This window comes from Sphingorhabdus sp. SMR4y (genome assembly GCF_002218195.1).
Lineage (GTDB): Bacteria > Pseudomonadota > Alphaproteobacteria > Sphingomonadales > Sphingomonadaceae > Parasphingorhabdus.
Genome location: NZ_CP022336.1, coordinates 2569535 through 2585229, shown reverse-complemented (window position 1 = coordinate 2585229; position 15695 = coordinate 2569535). Strand labels below are relative to the sequence as shown.

At 59.8% G+C, this 15695-nt stretch carries 13 protein-coding genes; 9 read left to right on the top strand and 4 right to left on the bottom strand.

Annotated features, from left to right (window positions below):
• Positions 1–20: 20 nt before the first annotated feature.
• From SPHFLASMR4Y_RS12460 to SPHFLASMR4Y_RS12440, 4 genes are all read left to right on the top strand, one after another.
• Positions 21–719 carry a DUF2059 domain-containing protein gene (locus tag SPHFLASMR4Y_RS12460; protein WP_186265931.1) on the top strand — a complete coding sequence of 233 codons (699 nt, stop codon included), beginning with the start codon at positions 21–23 and terminating at the stop codon, positions 717–719.
• The gene (gltB, locus tag SPHFLASMR4Y_RS12455) at positions 716–5242 is read left to right on the top strand and encodes a glutamate synthase large subunit (protein WP_089133832.1); all 4527 of its coding nucleotides are present in this window, start codon (positions 716–718) and stop codon (positions 5240–5242) included. Before SPHFLASMR4Y_RS12460 ends, gltB begins: the two co-directional genes overlap by 4 nt.
• A 531-nt stretch (positions 5243–5773) precedes the next feature.
• On the top strand, positions 5774–6109 hold the full coding sequence (locus SPHFLASMR4Y_RS12445; protein WP_089133830.1) for a VOC family protein: 336 nt from the start codon (positions 5774–5776) through the stop codon (positions 6107–6109).
• Between the two features lie 210 nt (positions 6110–6319).
• On the top strand, positions 6320–6991 hold the full coding sequence (locus tag SPHFLASMR4Y_RS12440; RefSeq protein WP_089133829.1) for a glutathione S-transferase family protein: 672 nt from the start codon (positions 6320–6322) through the stop codon (positions 6989–6991).
• A gap of 20 nt (positions 6992–7011) precedes the next feature.
• Here the strand turns inward: SPHFLASMR4Y_RS12440 and SPHFLASMR4Y_RS12435 are convergent, their stop codons facing one another.
• On the bottom strand, positions 7012–7452 hold the full coding sequence (locus tag SPHFLASMR4Y_RS12435; protein ID WP_089133828.1) for a GNAT family N-acetyltransferase: 441 nt from the start codon (positions 7450–7452) through the stop codon (positions 7012–7014).
• Entirely contained in the window at positions 7452–8180 is a 729-nt protein-coding gene (gene ubiG / locus SPHFLASMR4Y_RS12430) for a bifunctional 2-polyprenyl-6-hydroxyphenol methylase/3-demethylubiquinol 3-O-methyltransferase UbiG (protein ID WP_089133827.1), read from the bottom strand. The genes SPHFLASMR4Y_RS12435 and ubiG overlap by 1 nt, the downstream gene beginning before the upstream one ends.
• A 68-nt stretch (positions 8181–8248) precedes the next feature.
• Here ubiG and SPHFLASMR4Y_RS12425 point away from each other — a divergent pair, with 68 nt between their 5' ends.
• From SPHFLASMR4Y_RS12425 to SPHFLASMR4Y_RS12410, 4 genes are all read left to right on the top strand, one after another.
• Positions 8249–9517 carry an aspartate kinase gene (locus SPHFLASMR4Y_RS12425; protein ID WP_089133826.1) on the top strand — a complete coding sequence of 423 codons (1269 nt, stop codon included), beginning with the start codon at positions 8249–8251 and terminating at the stop codon, positions 9515–9517.
• A gap of 108 nt (positions 9518–9625) precedes the next feature.
• Positions 9626–10630, top strand: coding sequence for an NAD(P)H-dependent flavin oxidoreductase (locus SPHFLASMR4Y_RS12420; protein WP_089133825.1), 1005 nt, complete (start codon positions 9626–9628; stop codon positions 10628–10630).
• A 69-nt stretch (positions 10631–10699) separates the two neighbouring features.
• The gene (locus tag SPHFLASMR4Y_RS12415; RefSeq protein ID WP_089133824.1) at positions 10700–11245 is read left to right on the top strand and encodes a PH domain-containing protein; all 546 of its coding nucleotides are present in this window, start codon (positions 10700–10702) and stop codon (positions 11243–11245) included.
• Positions 11242–12768: a PH domain-containing protein gene (locus SPHFLASMR4Y_RS12410; RefSeq protein ID WP_089133823.1), complete on the top strand. Its 1527-nt coding sequence runs from the start codon at positions 11242–11244 to the stop codon at positions 12766–12768. Before SPHFLASMR4Y_RS12415 ends, SPHFLASMR4Y_RS12410 begins: the two co-directional genes overlap by 4 nt.
• Here the strand turns inward: SPHFLASMR4Y_RS12410 and SPHFLASMR4Y_RS12405 are convergent.
• Positions 12734–13180: a DUF2306 domain-containing protein gene (locus SPHFLASMR4Y_RS12405; protein WP_089133822.1), complete on the bottom strand. Its 447-nt coding sequence runs from the start codon at positions 13178–13180 to the stop codon at positions 12734–12736. The genes SPHFLASMR4Y_RS12410 and SPHFLASMR4Y_RS12405 overlap by 35 nt on opposite strands.
• Before the next feature lie 115 nt (positions 13181–13295).
• Here SPHFLASMR4Y_RS12405 and SPHFLASMR4Y_RS12400 point away from each other — a divergent pair, with 115 nt between their 5' ends.
• Complete coding sequence (locus SPHFLASMR4Y_RS12400) at positions 13296–15053, top strand: DUF885 domain-containing protein (RefSeq protein WP_089134872.1); 1758 nt, start codon at positions 13296–13298, stop codon at positions 15051–15053.
• Here the strand turns inward: SPHFLASMR4Y_RS12400 and SPHFLASMR4Y_RS12395 are convergent, their stop codons facing one another.
• Positions 15054–15677 carry a hypothetical protein gene (locus SPHFLASMR4Y_RS12395; RefSeq protein WP_089133821.1) on the bottom strand — a complete coding sequence of 208 codons (624 nt, stop codon included), beginning with the start codon at positions 15675–15677 and terminating at the stop codon, positions 15054–15056. It abuts the gene before it with no gap.
• Between the last annotated feature and the right edge of the window lie 18 nt (positions 15678–15695).

The following is a 15695-nucleotide window of genomic DNA, read 5'->3' as shown; positions in this document are numbered from 1 at the left end:
ACCGCAAACGGAGCATGAACATGAAAATGATTTTCGCAACTGTTGCCGCACCCCTGGCGCTGGTATTGTCCGGTCCGGCGATAGCTCAGGACAAGACCGTCCCGGCTGACGATGCCGAGCAGCTGGCGACAGACCCCGCCCGGCTCGCCGCTGCCAAGGTCACGGTCGACTATCTCTTCCCGCTCGGTACCTACGAGCGGATGATGAAGGGCACGATGGATGAGATGATGGACAGCATCATCAACCAGAGTTTGGACCGGTCGATGGCAGAGACAATGAAGGACATGGGCATTGATGATCCCGAGCTCGATGAACTGGGCGATGCGTCGATCAATGACATGATGCTGGAGAGAGACCCGCATTTTCGGGAGCGGATGCAGATATCGACCCGGGTCATGACCAATGAAATGGTCGACCTGATGACCAGCATGGAGCCGGCACTGCGCAAAAGTCTCGCCAATATCTATGCCCGGAAATTCACGGCAGACCAACTTGCCGAGATGAACGCCTTTTTCGCGACCGAAACCGGTGGCGCTTTTGCCCGCGATTATATGATGGTCTTTGTCGATCCGGAAATGATGCAGTCGATGATGGGCTTTGTGCCCGAGATGATGCAGGCGATGCCGGCGATCATGAAAAAGGTCGAGGAAGCGACCACCCATCTTCCGCCTCCGCTTACGCAAGACACCGATGCGCGCCTGCAGGATGAAGACGAATGACCCACCAATATCCTACATCCGAACATGAACGCCTCGCTCGCGAAGGCATGTACCGGCCAGAATTCGAAAGTGACGCCTGCGGTGTCGGTCTGGTCGCGGCGACCGACGGCAAGCCGTCGCGGCGGGTTGTGTCCTCGGCCATCGATGCGCTGAAGGCGGTCTGGCACCGGGGTGCGGTCGATGCCGATGGCAAGACCGGCGACGGCGCCGGCCTGCACGTAGACCTGCCCGAGCGGTTTTTTGATGACGCGATTGCCGACAGCGGCCACAAGGTCCGCCCGAACCGGCTCGCCGTGGGCATGATCTTCCTGCCGCGCACCGATCTCAATGCCCAGGAAATGTGCCGCACCATTGTCGAGGCCGAAATCATCGAGGCCGGCTACACCATCTATGGCTGGCGCCAGGTGCCGGTCGACGTGTCGGTGATCGGGCAGAAGGCCCAGAATACCCGGCCCGAGATCGAGCAGATCATGATCGCCGGCCCGATGCCGGACCGGCAGGACGCGCGCGAGTTCGAGAAGAATCTCTATCTCATCCGTCGCCGGATCGAGAAGAAGGTGATCGCGGCGCAGATCCAGGATTTCTATATCTGCAGCCTGTCCTGCCGCTCGATCATCTACAAGGGCCTGTTCCTCGCCGAATCTTTGTCGGTATTCTATCCCGACCTGACCGACGAGCGGTTCGAAAGCCGGGTGGCGATTTTCCACCAGCGCTACTCGACCAACACCTTCCCGCAATGGTGGCTGGCGCAGCCGTTCCGCTGTCTCGCCCATAATGGCGAGATCAACACCATCCGCGGCAACAAGAACTGGATGAAGAGCCACGAGATCAAGATGGCGAGCCTCGCCTTCGGTGATCATAGCGAAGATATCAAGCCGGTGATTCCGGCCGGTTCCTCCGACACCGCGGCGCTGGACGCTGTGTTCGAGACCATCTGCCGCTCGGGCCGCGATGCGCCGACCGCGAAGATCATGCTGGTGCCCCAGGCGTGGCAGAACGATCCGGACATCGATCCCGCCCACCAGGCGATGTACGAATATATGGCGAGCGTCATGGAACCATGGGACGGTCCGGCCGCGCTGGCGATGACCGATGGCCACTGGGCTGTCGCCGGGGTTGATCGCAACGCGCTCCGGCCGCTGCGCTATTCGATCACCGCTGACAATCTGCTGATCATTGGCAGTGAATCCGGTCTGGTCGTTGTGCCCGAAAGCCAGGTTGTCGAGAAAGGCCGGCTCGGCCCCGGACAGATGATCGCGGTCGATCTGGATGAAGGCGTGCTGTTCAAGGATCGCGAGCTCAAGGACCGGATCGCATCGGAAGAACCCTATGCCGATCTGGTCAAGGGATTCCTGACCGTCGACGATCTGCCGCCGGCACCGGAAAATTCCGGCATGGGCTTTTCCCGGGAAGAATTGATCCGCCGCCAGACCGCCGCCGGCCATACGCTCGAGGACATGGAAATGATCCTCGCGCCGATGGTCGAGGATGCCAAGGAAGCGGTCGGCTCGATGGGCGACGATACACCGCTCGCGGTGATCAGCGTCAAGCCGCGCCAGATCAGCCACTTCTTCAAGCAGAATTTTTCCCAGGTGACCAACCCGCCGATCGACAGCCTGCGCGAGCGCCATGTAATGAGCCTGCGCACCCGCTTTTCCAATCTTGCCAATATTCTCGAGCAGGACAGCCAGAACGAGGACGTGATGGTGCTGGAAAGCCCGGTGCTCAGCTGCGCCCTGTGGGAGCGGCTAAAGCTGGGCTTTGGCGATGCCGTGGCGCAGATTGATTGTACCATGAGCACCAGCGGCGGAGCGATCGAGCTGCGCGACGCCCTCGCCCGGATCCGCTCCGAGGCGGAACAGGCAGTGCGCGCCGGCAAGACCGAGATTTTCCTCACCGACGAGGATATTGACGAAGACCGGATGGCCATTTCCATGGTGATCGCAACCGCGGCGGTGCACACCCATCTGGTCCGCAAGGGACTGCGCTCCTACGCCTCGGTCAACGTCCGCGCGGCCGAATGTCTCGACACCCATTGCTATGCGGTGCTGATCGGGGTCGGCGCGACCACAGTCAACGCCTATATGGCGGAAGCGGCCATCGCCGACCGCCATGCCCGCGGCCTGTTCGGCGACCTGACGCTGGAGCAATGTCTGGCACGGCACAAGAAAGCGGTCGACGATGGCCTGCTCAAGATCATGTCGAAAATGGGCATTGCCGTCATCTCCAGCTATCGCGGCGGCTATAATTTCGAGGCCGTCGGCCTGTCCCGCGCCCTGTGCAACGATCTCTTCCCCGGCATGCCGACGAAGATTTCCGGCGAAGGCTATGCCTCTCTGTTCATCAATGCGCAGGAGAAGCATGAAGCGGCCTTTGAACCGGCCGTCGTTCGCCTGCCGGTCGGCGGCTTCTACAAGCAGCGCGATGGCGGTGAAGCCCATGCCTATAGCGCGCACATGATGCACCTGCTGCAAACCGCCGTGGCGCAGGACAGCTATTCCTCCTATCTGCAATTTTCACAGGCCGTGCACGAGATGGAGCCGATCTATCTGCGCGATCTGATGGAGTTCAACTATGCGCCGGTGCCGGTGCCGATCGACGAGGTCGAGGCGATTACCGAAGTGCGCAAGCGTTTCAATACCCCGGGCATGAGCCTCGGCGCGCTCAGCCCCGAAGCGCACGAGACGCTCGCCATCGCGATGAACCGGATCGGCGCGAAATCCGTGTCCGGCGAAGGCGGCGAGGAAAAACGCCGCTACACCCCGTTTGAAAATGGCGACAATGCCTCCAGCCCGATCAAACAGGTCGCCTCCGGCCGCTTCGGCGTGACCTCGGAATATCTCGGTGCCTGCGAGGAAATCGAGATCAAGGTCGCCCAGGGCGCCAAGCCCGGCGAGGGCGGCCAGCTGCCCGGCTTCAAGGTCACCGAATTTATCGCCAAGCTGCGCCATTCGACACCGGGCGTCACCCTGATCTCGCCGCCGCCGCATCATGATATCTACTCGATCGAGGATCTCGCCCAGCTGATCTACGATCTCAAGCAGATCAACCCGCGCGCGCAGGTTTGCGTGAAGCTGGTCTCCTCCGCCGGCATCGGCACGATCGCCGCGGGCGTCGCCAAGGCCCATGCCGATGTCATCCTGATCTCCGGCAACACCGGCGGCACCGGCGCCTCGCCGCAAACCTCGATCAAGTTCGCCGGCACGCCGTGGGAAATGGGGCTCACCGAAGCCAATCAGGTGCTCACCCTCAACGGCCTGCGCCACCGGGTGAAGCTGCGCACAGATGGCGGGCTGAAGACCGGCCGCGACATTGTCATCGCCGCGATTTTGGGCGCCGAGGAATTCGGCATCGGCACGCTCAGCCTGGTTGCCATGGGCTGCATCATGGTCCGCCAGTGCCACAGCAACACCTGCCCGGTCGGCGTCTGCGTGCAGGATGAAAAGCTGCGCGCAAAATTCACCGGCACACCGGAAAAGGTGATCAACCTGATGACCTATATGGCCGAGGAAGTGCGCGAAATACTGGCGCGCCTTGGCTATCGCTCGCTCAATGAGATCATTGGCCGCACCGAACTGCTGCGGCAGGTCAGCCGCGGCGCCGAGCATCTCGACGATCTCGATCTCAACCCGATCCTCGCCAAGGTCGACGCCAAGGATGACCAGCGCAGCTTCAACATCGACACGCCGCGCAACGAGGTGCCGGACAGTCTCGACGCGGAAATGATCGACGACGCCAAACCGGTGTTCCAGCGGCGCGAGAAAATGCAGCTGACCTATACCGTGCGCAACACCCACCGCGCCGTCGGCACGCGTTTCTCCGCCGAGATCACCGCCAAATATGGCATGAGCACCTTGAACGAGGACCATGTCCACATCCGCCTGCGCGGATCGGCGGGCCAGTCGCTCGGCGCCTTTCTCTGCCAGGGGATCACGCTGGAAATATTCGGCGATTCCAACGACTATGTCGGCAAGGGCCTGTGCGGCGGCAAGATCGTCGTCCGACCGATGGTCAGCTCGCCGCTGGTCAGCCAGGACAATACGATCATCGGCAATACCGTGCTCTACGGCGCCACCGCCGGACAGCTTTATGCCGCCGGTCAGGCGGGCGAGCGGTTCGCCGTGCGCAACAGCGGCGCGGATGTCGTGGTCGAGGGCTGCGGCGCCAATGGCTGCGAATATATGACCGGCGGCAATGCCGTCATCCTGGGCCCGGTCGGCAGTAATTTTGGCGCCGGCATGACCGGCGGCATGGCCTTCATTCTCGACACCGACGACAATTTCGAAAGAATGGCCAACGGTGAAAGCATTGTCTGGCAGCGGCTCGACAGCGCCTATTGGGAAGCGCATCTGCACCAGCTGGTCGAGCGCCATCACCAGACCACCGACAGCAAATGGTCCGAATCGATCCTGCGCGACTGGGACCGCTGGCGGGATCGCTTCTGGCAGGTCTGTCCGAAGGAGATGGTCAGCCGGATCGAACACCCTTTATCGGATAAAGAGGCGATCGAGGCGGCGGAATGAATTTGTGAGTTGGAAAATTCAACGGGCTTATTGGATCTGGAAAGTCAAACGCGAGCGGGGCCTGTTCTTGCTCGTGTCAGGCCTCGGGGCTATTTTCGCTATACTCTATTATATCCATGCGACGGGATTCTGGGCAGCGACAAAAAATCCACCTGAATTTGTCTCGGGAACTTTGGTGAAAATCTGGCAGCCATCGGTCACAGAAGTCCCCACTTACGTGACTTTATTGAAAGTAAAGATGGATGACGGCAGTCACGTGCAATTAAAGGGGACAAGCAAGTTGATCGTCGATTGCTCAATCGGAGACAATGTCGAAATACTAAAATATACGAATGACAACGATAAAAGTTATTTTCGCATTGGCCCGAGAGCGTGCCTTGGGGCCACTTAGATTACGTTCTTATCATGCTCCCTGCACCGTCCTATCCTTCTCCGGATGACAAAACGCAGAAATATAATTTCTGCATTAGGTGTGCTAGCCGTTTCTAGCTGCATATCTGTGCCGCCCATGCGAATGGAGAAGGAAAAACCATGCCCAAAATCACCCCGAACTATCTCGAAATGAAGGCCGGCGACCTGCCCGCCAGCAAGGCCTTCTACGAAAAGGCCTTTGGCTTGGCCTTCACCGATTATGGCCCGGGCTATGCTGCGGTCGAAGGCGGGCCGGTCGATATCGGGCTGGCCGCAGGCACCGAACCGGTCGCTCCGATGCCGACATTCGAGAGCGATGATCTCGAAGCGTCGCTTGCGCAGGTGAAAGCGGCGGACGGCGAAATCGTCAGAGAGATTTTCGCCTTCCCCGGCGGACGGCGGTTTGAATGCGTGGATCCGGCGGGCAACCGGCTGGCCATCTATCAGCCGGACTAGGCCGCCCCGCGGCTGCGGTTTTGGCGGGGTGGCGGACAACGGACCACGGCAGTCACTGCGCGCCTTCGCCAATCGCAATCCATGATTGGAATAATAGAAGGCCGGACGGAACGGACCGACTGACCGTGCGTAGCTTTCCCTGCAGGACATTGTGGGAAACCTGCATCAAAGCTCTTCCCCAAAACTCTATTCGGGCCTAACACCAATATCATGTGGCAGTTGTACCAATTCCCTCTTTGTCCGTTTTCGCGCAAAGTCCGCTTGCTGCTGGGCGAGAAGTCGGTCGGCTACGAGCTGGTTCGCGAATCGCCATGGGATCAGCGCGACGAATTTCTGGCGATGAACCCGACCGGCCGGACCCCGGTAATGAAACATAGCGAACGCGACATCCATCTGGTCGATAGCGTCGCCATTTGCGAATATATCGAGGAAACGGTCGAAAAGGCTCCGATGATCAACGGCACGGCGGTAAACCGGGCCGAGATCCGCCGTCTGGTCGCCTGGTTCGACGAGCAATTTTACGGCGACGTTACCGCGCCGATGCTGCACGAGCGGATGCACAAGAGACTGGTCCGGCGCGAACCGCCCGATGCCAAGATCTTGCGTGAGGCGATGCGTCGCGCGAATTCGCATCTCGATTATGTCGATTATCTGATCGACCACCGCAGCTGGCTGGCGGGCGCCACTATGAGCCTTGCCGATCTGGCAGCTGCCGCCCAGATTTCGGTTGCCGATTATCTCGGGACGATCGACTGGACCGGCCACGAGCAAACCAAGGCCTGGTACAGCATGTTCAAGTCGCGCCCCTCCTTCCGGCCCTTGCTGTCCGAACGGATGGAAGTGATCGCACCGCCGGCCCATTATGAAAAGGTCGATTTCTAGCGCGTCGCGCAAGGCGAGTGCTAAAGCGTCTTGATCATCTGCACCCTGTCCATGCCGGGTGCGAAGCCGTCTTTCTCCACATCGATCTGGACAAAACCGAATCGGGCAAAGAACGGCGCAATTTTTGGCGTGGTGAACAATTCAACCTCCGAATATGCGCCCGCCGCAACAATCGCGCGCAATCTATGTTCGGCCAGCAACCGCCCCAGACCGTCACCATGATGGTTTCGGTCCACCATGCCCCAGGTGAAACGGGCCTGCCCTCGGACTTCCCTGGCGAAGCCGCCGCAGCCGATGACCGCGTCCTCTTGCTCGATGACGAAATATGCCTCGCCCGGCCTGTCGAGAAACGCGGCAAATTCGTCGCGCTCGGTCGCGTCGAAAAATTCCGGCACATTACCGTCGAACAGCGCAAGACAGGCCTGTTTGTCCGACCGCAAATAGGGCCGGAATCTGGTCATCAGGCTTTTACGACGGTCATCAGATAATTGAGCGCCAGATTGTCGGACAGCGCGAAACCCTTGGACGGACTATAGGACAGGCCGCTGGTATCCACGACGTCGAGACCGGCATTGCTCAGCAGCTTCTCCAGCTCGTCCGGCGTGATGAACTGCTCGTGATGATGGGTCCCGCGCGGGATTTGTCCGGTCCGTTCGGCCAGTTCGACCAGCAGCAGGTTCGACAGCGCGGTGCGATTGGGTGTCGAAAGGATCATCAGGCCGTCATCTGCCAGCGAAGCCGCCAGACCATTGACGAAAGCCTGCGGGTCATCGACATGCTCGATCACCTCCAGCGAAGTCACCAGATCAAAATCTGTCCCGCCAAAATCTTCGACAGCCTCGTTGCGGTAGTCGATATCCAGCCCCTGCGGCTCGGCATGCGCCTTGGCCACCGCGATATTTTCGGCAGCCGCATCAAGTCCGGTGACCCGCGCACCCAGCCGGGCCAGCGGTTCGCATAGCAGGCCGGCACCGCAACCGACATCCAGTGCCGATTTGCCGGAAAGCGGGCGGAGCAGGCTGGAATCACAATGGAAATGCAGGTCTATCGCGTCGCGAATATAGGCAAGCCGTACCGGATTCAGCCGGTGCAACATGGCCGAACGGCCCTTCGGGTCCCACCAGTCTGCGGCCAGCCCGCCAAAATGCGCGGCTTCTTCGGGCTTGATCGTGCTACTTGCCTTTGTCATGTCGCCTCTTTATCAGGCTTTTCAATCCTGTTCAGGCCCTTTTTATCGAAAGTTTTAGCGACAGCAGCATGGCACGCATAGTGATGAAATTCGGCGGCACCTCGATGGCCGGAATCGAACGTATCCGCCGGGTGGCGCAGATCGTCAAACAACAGTCCGACGCCGGCCACGAAGTCGCCGTGGTGGTCTCCGCCATGGCTGGCGATACCGACCGGCTGGTGAATTTTTGCCGCGAAGCCAGCTCCCTCTATGACCCTGCGGAATATGACGTGGTGGTGTCCTCTGGCGAGCAAGTCACCTCGGGCCTGCTGGCTATCGCCCTGCAGTCGCTGGGCGCCAAGGCGCGCAGCTGGCTCGGCTGGCAAATGCCGGTTCGCACCATAGAGGCGCACAGCAAGGCGCGGATCGAAGAAATCGACGCCGACAAGCTCGCGGCATCCATGGCCGCAGGGGAGATTGCCATCATTCCCGGCTTTCAGGGCGTCAGCGACGACGGACGGATTACCACGCTGGGACGCGGTGGTTCCGATACCAGTGCTGTGGCCATCGCTGCGGCGGTCAAGGCCGATCGCTGCGACATCTACACCGATGTCGATGGCGTCTACACCACCGACCCGCGGATCGTGACGCGGGCGCGAAAGCTGAACAAGGTGACCTTCGAGGAAATGCTCGAACTGGCCAGCGTCGGCGCGAAAGTATTGCAGACCCGCTCGGTAGGACTGGCGATGAAGGAAGGCGTGCGCATTCAGGTGCTTTCCTCCTTTACCGATGAAAATACCAATCATACCGCCGACGACCTGCCCGGCACGATGATCGTCAGCGAAGACGAAATGGAGATAGAAGATATGGAACGGCAGCTGATCACCGGCATCGCCCATGACAAGAATGAAGCCAAAATCACCCTGACGCGCGTGCCCGACAAGCCGGGTGCGGTGGCGGATATTTTTGCACCGCTCGCCGACGCGGCGATCAACGTCGACATGATCATCCAGAATGTCGGCCGCGAAAAAGGCGAAACCGACGTGACCTTCACCGTGCCGAGCGTCGATCTCGACCGGGCGATGCAGGTGCTGGAAGGCGCAAAGGAAAAAATCGGTTTCAACCGGCTGATTCCCGACACCAATGTCGCCAAGATTTCGGTCGTCGGTGTCGGCATGAAGAGCCATGCCGGCATCGCCGCCACCATGTTCAAGGCACTGGCCGAGCGCGGCGTCAACATCCAGGCGATCACCACCTCGGAAATCAAGGTCAGCGTGCTGATCGAGGAAGATTATACCGAACTGGCGCTACGCGTGCTCCACACCGCTTATGGTCTGGATGCAGAAGACGCGGCCTGATATTCTCTCTCCCCTTCAGGGGAGGGATCAAGGGAGGGGAAGTCACGTGACCTTACCTCTCTCCCGACTCTCTCCCCTGAAGGGAAGAGAGCTTTAGAAAGAAATGCAATGACCCAATCCACCCTTCAGTCTCTCATGCAGCGCGGCACCGATTTTCTCGGCTGCGACACGGCGATCATGTGCGGGGCGATGTCCTGGGTATCCGAGCGTAATCTGGTCAGCGCGATTTCCAACGCCGGGGGCTTTGGCGTGATTGCCTGCGGCGCGATGACGCCGGAATTGCTCGACACGGAAATTGCCGAGACGAAGAAGCGCACCGACAAACCGTTCGGCGTCAATCTGATCACCATGCATCCCGACCTGATGGAATTGATCGGCATCTGCGGCAAGCATCAGGTCAGCCATGTCGTTCTGGCGGGCGGTCTGCCGCCCAAGGGCAGCCTGGAAGCGATCAAGGAAACCGGCGCGAAGATCATCTGCTTTGCTCCCGCCATGGCGCTGGCCAAGAAGTTCATCCGCTCCGGCGTCGACGCCATCGTCATCGAGGGCATGGAAGCGGGCGGCCATATCGGGCCGGTGTCCACCTCTGTTCTGGCGCAAGAAATATTGCCCGAAATCGCCGACCAGCTTCCCGTGTTCGTTGCCGGTGGCATCGGCACCGGCGAAATGATTGCCGCCTATCTAGAAATGGGCGCCAGCGGTGTCCAGCTCGGCACTCGCTTCGTCTGCGCCCATGAATCGATCGCCCATCCCGATTTCAAGAAGGCTTTTATCCGCGGCAATGCCCGCGATGCGATCACCAGCGTCCAGGTCGATCCGCGCCTGCCGGTCATCCCGGTCCGCGCGCTCAAGAACAAGGGGACCGAGGAATTTACCCGCAAACAGATCGAAGTCGCCAAATTGTTGGATTCCGGCGAGATCGAAATGGGAGAAGCACAGCTACAAATTGAACATTTTTGGGCAGGAGCGCTCAGAAAAGCGGTCATTGATGGCGATATTGAGCATGGAAGTGTCATGGCCGGACAGTCCGTCGGCATGGTGAAGGCGGAAGAATCGGTGGCCGAAATTATCAAATCCCTGATCGAGCAGGCCGAAACCGCGCTGGCCCGATAGCGAGAAGCGGGCGCTGCGGCACGCATCATCTGTCTTGCTTCGGTAACACAGTTCGGCCATAGCAGTCAGATGGCCGAACATGCTTCCAAATCTTCCAATTCCGATCCTGCCACCGCGCCGGAACCCGCCCTGTCGCCCAGCTATAACCAGGGCCTGACGCCGCTTCATCCGCCACACAAGAGCCTGCTCCGGATCCAGATGATCCTGCGGGCGCTGATCCTGCTGATCCTCGCATCGGTCGCCGAAACGCTGCTCTATATGCACCATGAGATACAGGCCGGAATGGTCCTCGTCCCCACAGCCGCCCTTGCCTTTCTGATGATCTCGGTCCTGCCCCACCGCATCTACCGCCGGTGGGGCTATGACATGGGCGACGCGCAATTGCGGGTGCTCCGCGGCTATCTCTGGCGCACCGACACCATCGTCCCGTTCAACCGGATCCAGCATATCGATGTCGCGCAAGGTCCGCTGCAACGCCTCTTCGACCTGTCGACCCTGATCGTCCATACGGCGGGAACGCATAACAGCATTGTCACCCTGCCCGGCCTGGCCACCGCCGACGCAGAATCCATGCGCGAAACAATCAAGGGCCATATCCGCCAAGACATGATATGACCGGGGCCCCAGAAACATCGACAGTGCAGGACAGCGCACCCTTCCGGCACCTGCATCCGCTCAGTATCATATTGAAATCCCTGTCGATGATTGGGCGGAATATCGTCGCGATTGCCGTGCTCCACTTCAGCCTGTTCGACCAGAATATCGCCTATACGATGCTCGCGGCACTGGCGCTGGTCGCGCTCGTCGTCGGGGTGACCGCGCTGATCTGGTCGCGCTTCACCTATCAGGTCACAGACCGCGAAATCCGGATCAGGAGCGGCCTGCTTAACCGCAACAACCGCTCGATCCCCTTTGACCGCATCCAGGATGTCAGTCTGGAACAGAAGCTGCCCCATCGCCTGCTCCGCCTTGCGACGGTAGCGCTGGAAACCGGCGCGGGCGGCGGCGAAGATGGCCAGCTGGAGGCCCTGACACGGTCCGATGCAGAAGAGCTTCGCGACACGATAAGGGATTACAAGGCCAGGCGGAGCGCGGCCTCGCCACGCTCGATCGAACAGCTTGTCACCGACGAAGCCCCCCCGTTGTTCGCAATGGACAACCGCCGTATTTTTATCGCGGGACTGTTCAACTTCTCGTTCGTGCTGCTCGCCATTCTGGGTGCCCTCGCGCAGAATCTGGATTTCCTGCTCCCCGATTATTTTTTCGATCCGCGCAACTGGTTCGATGCTTTGTCCAATCAGGAGATCATCGACGGTCTGAGTTTCTGGATGCGGATCGCTGGTGTTCTGGGCGCCATTTTTTCGCTGGTCATTATCGGCTTTGTCAGCGGGATCATCCGCACATTCATCCGCGAATATGGCTTCCGCCTGGACCGGGTCGATAGCGGGCAACCCGGCTTTCGCCGGCGCCGCGGCCTTTTTACCCTGACCGACATGGTCATGCCGATTCACCGGGTCCAGGCAGCGATCATCCAGACTGGGCCGGTGCGCCAGCGCTTTGGCTGGTATCATCTGAAGTTCAAGTCACTCGCCGGTGACGCCAGCGGTGAATCGGACCATAGCGCCGCCCCCTGCGCGACCCGCGCGGAGATCGACGCAGTTCTGGACCAGTGCGCGATCCGTTCACCTGGAGGAACCGTCCCATTTCATCAGGTCAACTCTGCTCTCTGGTGGCGCCGCGCGCTACTGGCGGTGCTGCTGCTGGCAGCGATTGCCATGACAAGCGGAACCCTGTTCCACTCTGGCTTTTACTTAGTGCTGCTGCTCGCCGGTCCCGTCAGCCTGGTGCTGATTCTCAGCTGGCGGCAACACCAATATGTTTTGAGCGACGGCCAGCTCTTCGTCCGGTCCGGCTGGTGGCGCCGCAGACTGACCCTGTTACCGCTCAGCAAGATCCAGACTGTCGATGTCAGCCAGACGCCATGGGATCATCCCCTGGATCTCGCCACCATCATCATCGGTATCGCCGGCGGATCCGCGATCGCACCCTTGACAATACGGGCTATTGGTCTGGATCAAGCGAGCGATCTGCGTCGCCAGTTGCTCAGCCGAACAGCCAGCCACCCAGCAATCGGTTGAAGGGAAAGGTGAAAAAGCCGGCGACCAGAAGAGCGCCGGCAATCAATCCGCGCACCGCCGAACGGTGACCGGAAACATTGTGGCGCCGCGCTTGCCATATCAGCAGCGGCACCAGCAACAAAGTCGCCACCGAGAGCAAATGGATATAGCTAAAGCCGCCAGCCTCAATCTGGCGAATGTCAAAGCTGATCAATGCGGTGAACAGCATGGCCACGGACCATACCCATCCCAGCCGCCTGTGCAGCCGGTCTCCGCGCGACCGCCACAGCATAACGGGTGTAAGCAGCAGGGCAAGACTGATAGAGGCCATATGGGCCCAGACCGACCAGGATATTTCCGCCCACTGGTCCTGGCCACGCAGAACAGCGGCGATTACGGCCAGCATCAGGATGATCGCCAATATTCCTAGCATCCGGTCAAATCCATCGGGCAGAAGAAGTTGCCTGTGCCCACGCGACCGATTAGTCTCTGCTTTTTTGAAAATAACAATCTCCGTCAGTTCTGGCGACTATATGAAGGGGAAGAAGATGCGCAAGATGATATTGGCCATGGGAACGGCGGCGACTGTGGCTTTCGCACCGCCGGCTATCGCCCAGCAGGATCCCGGATTGAAGGATGTTGTAAAGGCCTATTGGGCCTATCAGCTGGAACAATATCCCGAATTTGCCTCCTCGCTCGGGGTCGATGATCCGGTTGGCCGGGTCAGTGACGCCAGTCTCGAGGCCGAGGACAAGCGCGTGGCCAAGGCCAAGGCCTGGCTCGCACAACTCGACGCAATCGACACGGCGACACTGAGCGAGGATGACAAGACCAACTATGGCATCTTGCGCCGATCGCTCGCCGAGCAGATCGAAGCGAACAGCTATGGCCAGCGCACCATCAACTTCACCAATCGCGGCGGCTGGCATCAGAGCTTTGCCAGCATGCAGAACAATCTGCCGTTCCGTAACGCGCAGGATTATCAGACCTATATCAACCGGCTCAAACAATATGCGCGGGTCAATGACCAGTCGATCGCCGTCGCCAGCAAGGCACTCGCCGGCGGCTATGTCCAGCCATGCGTTTCCATGGTCGGTTATGAAACCAGTATTTCCGGTCTGCTCACCGATGATGTCACACAATCCCGTTTCTACCAGCCCTTCACGCGCAAGCGGCCCGAGACGATAGATGAAGCAACGTTCGACAGTCTGGCCGCGGAAGCTGCCGGAACCATCACCACGGTGATCAACCCGGCGGTGAAGAAGCATCTCGACTGGTACGTCAAAGACTATGCCCCGAATTGCGCCAGGGCACCGGGCGTTTCGGCGCAACCCGGTGGCGCGGAATATTATGATTTCCGCATTCGGCAGATGACGACCACGGACAAGTCAGCCGATGAAATCCACAATATCGGACTGAGCGAAGTGGCGCGGATCCGGGCTGAAATGGTGGAGGTCGCCAAGGAAGCGGGTTACGAAAGCCGCGAGGCGTTTATCGAGCATCTCCGCACTGATCCGCGATATTATGCCAAGACGCCGGAAGAGCTGATGGAAAAGGTCGCCCGCGTGACCAAGATCATCGATGGCAAAATGCCGTCAATCATCGGCAAGCTGGCGCGCCTGCCTTACGGTATCAAGGAAATCCCCGCCGAGACAGCCGAAGGCACAACCACAGCTTATTATAACCCGGGGTCACCCGAAGTGGGCATCGCCGGCTATTATTATGTCAACACATCCAAACTGGACCAGCGGCCGTTCTGGGAAATTCCGGCGCTGAGCGTGCATGAAGCGGTGCCCGGCCATCATCAGCAGATTGCCTTGCAGCAGGAACTGGACATGCCCGATTTCCGCAAATATGGGGCGTTTTTCACCGCTTTTGTCGAAGGCTGGGGGCTTTACTCGGAACGGCTCGGCATCGAGATGGATCTTTACGACACACCGGCCAAGAATATGGGACGGCTGTCTTACGAAATGTGGCGCGCCTGCCGACTGGTCGTCGATACCGGCATCCACAGCAAGGGCTGGAGCAAGCAGCGGGCGATCGATTTCATGACCGACAATACCGCGCTCAGCGAGGCCAATATCGAAGCGGAGGTGAACCGCTACATCAGCTGGCCGGGACAGGCTCTGGCCTATAAAATGGGCGAGCTGAAGATCCGCGAATTACGCGCGAAAGCGACCAGCGAACTGGGCGACAAGTTCGATCTGCGCGCCTTTCACGATGTCGTGCTCGGGCAGGGCGCGGTGCCGCTGGATATGCTTGAAGCGCAGGTCAACCGCTGGATTGATGCCCAAAAGGCCGGCTAGTCACTCACCATCCGGATCAGGCGTTTCATCCGCCCCGGGTGGCACGGCAAGATCGCTGGTGGCATTCAAGGCTTCTGCATCTTTCGCATCCAGCCGCTCGCGCGCAGCTTCGGCTGCGGCTTCCCGCGCTTCCCGCTGCGCTTCGATTTCGAGCAGCCGCTCCTCGACCGCTTCCGCTTCAGAGTCGATCCGCGACAGGCGTTTCTGGCGTTCTTCCTCGATCAATTGCCCCCAGTTGACCGTGTCATCAATGCCCTTTTCGGCATAGGCCTGACGCAGCAATTGCTGGGTACATCCCGTGAAGCCTCCTGCACCGGTTGGCGAACAGCTGCTGGTCCCTGCGGCTCCGACATATTCATAGGATTTGACGCGTTCCGACCACGCCTGGTTCTTGGCATCGCCCAGGCTGCCGCTTCTCAGGGTTTCGGGAATGCGATACCGTTCCCCCTCGTCCTTGCGCGCACAGACGACAATCTCGTCTTCGCTGCTCTGGGGGCAGGGATCGTCGCCATAGATGACCAGCTGATTGACCCGGTCACCGGCCTGATCCTGAGCCTGCGCCGGAAAAGCCAGCAGGCTGGCGGCTGACAGGGCGGCGGCGGAGATCAAAATTTTATTCATCATATCGTTCCTTTGTGCACA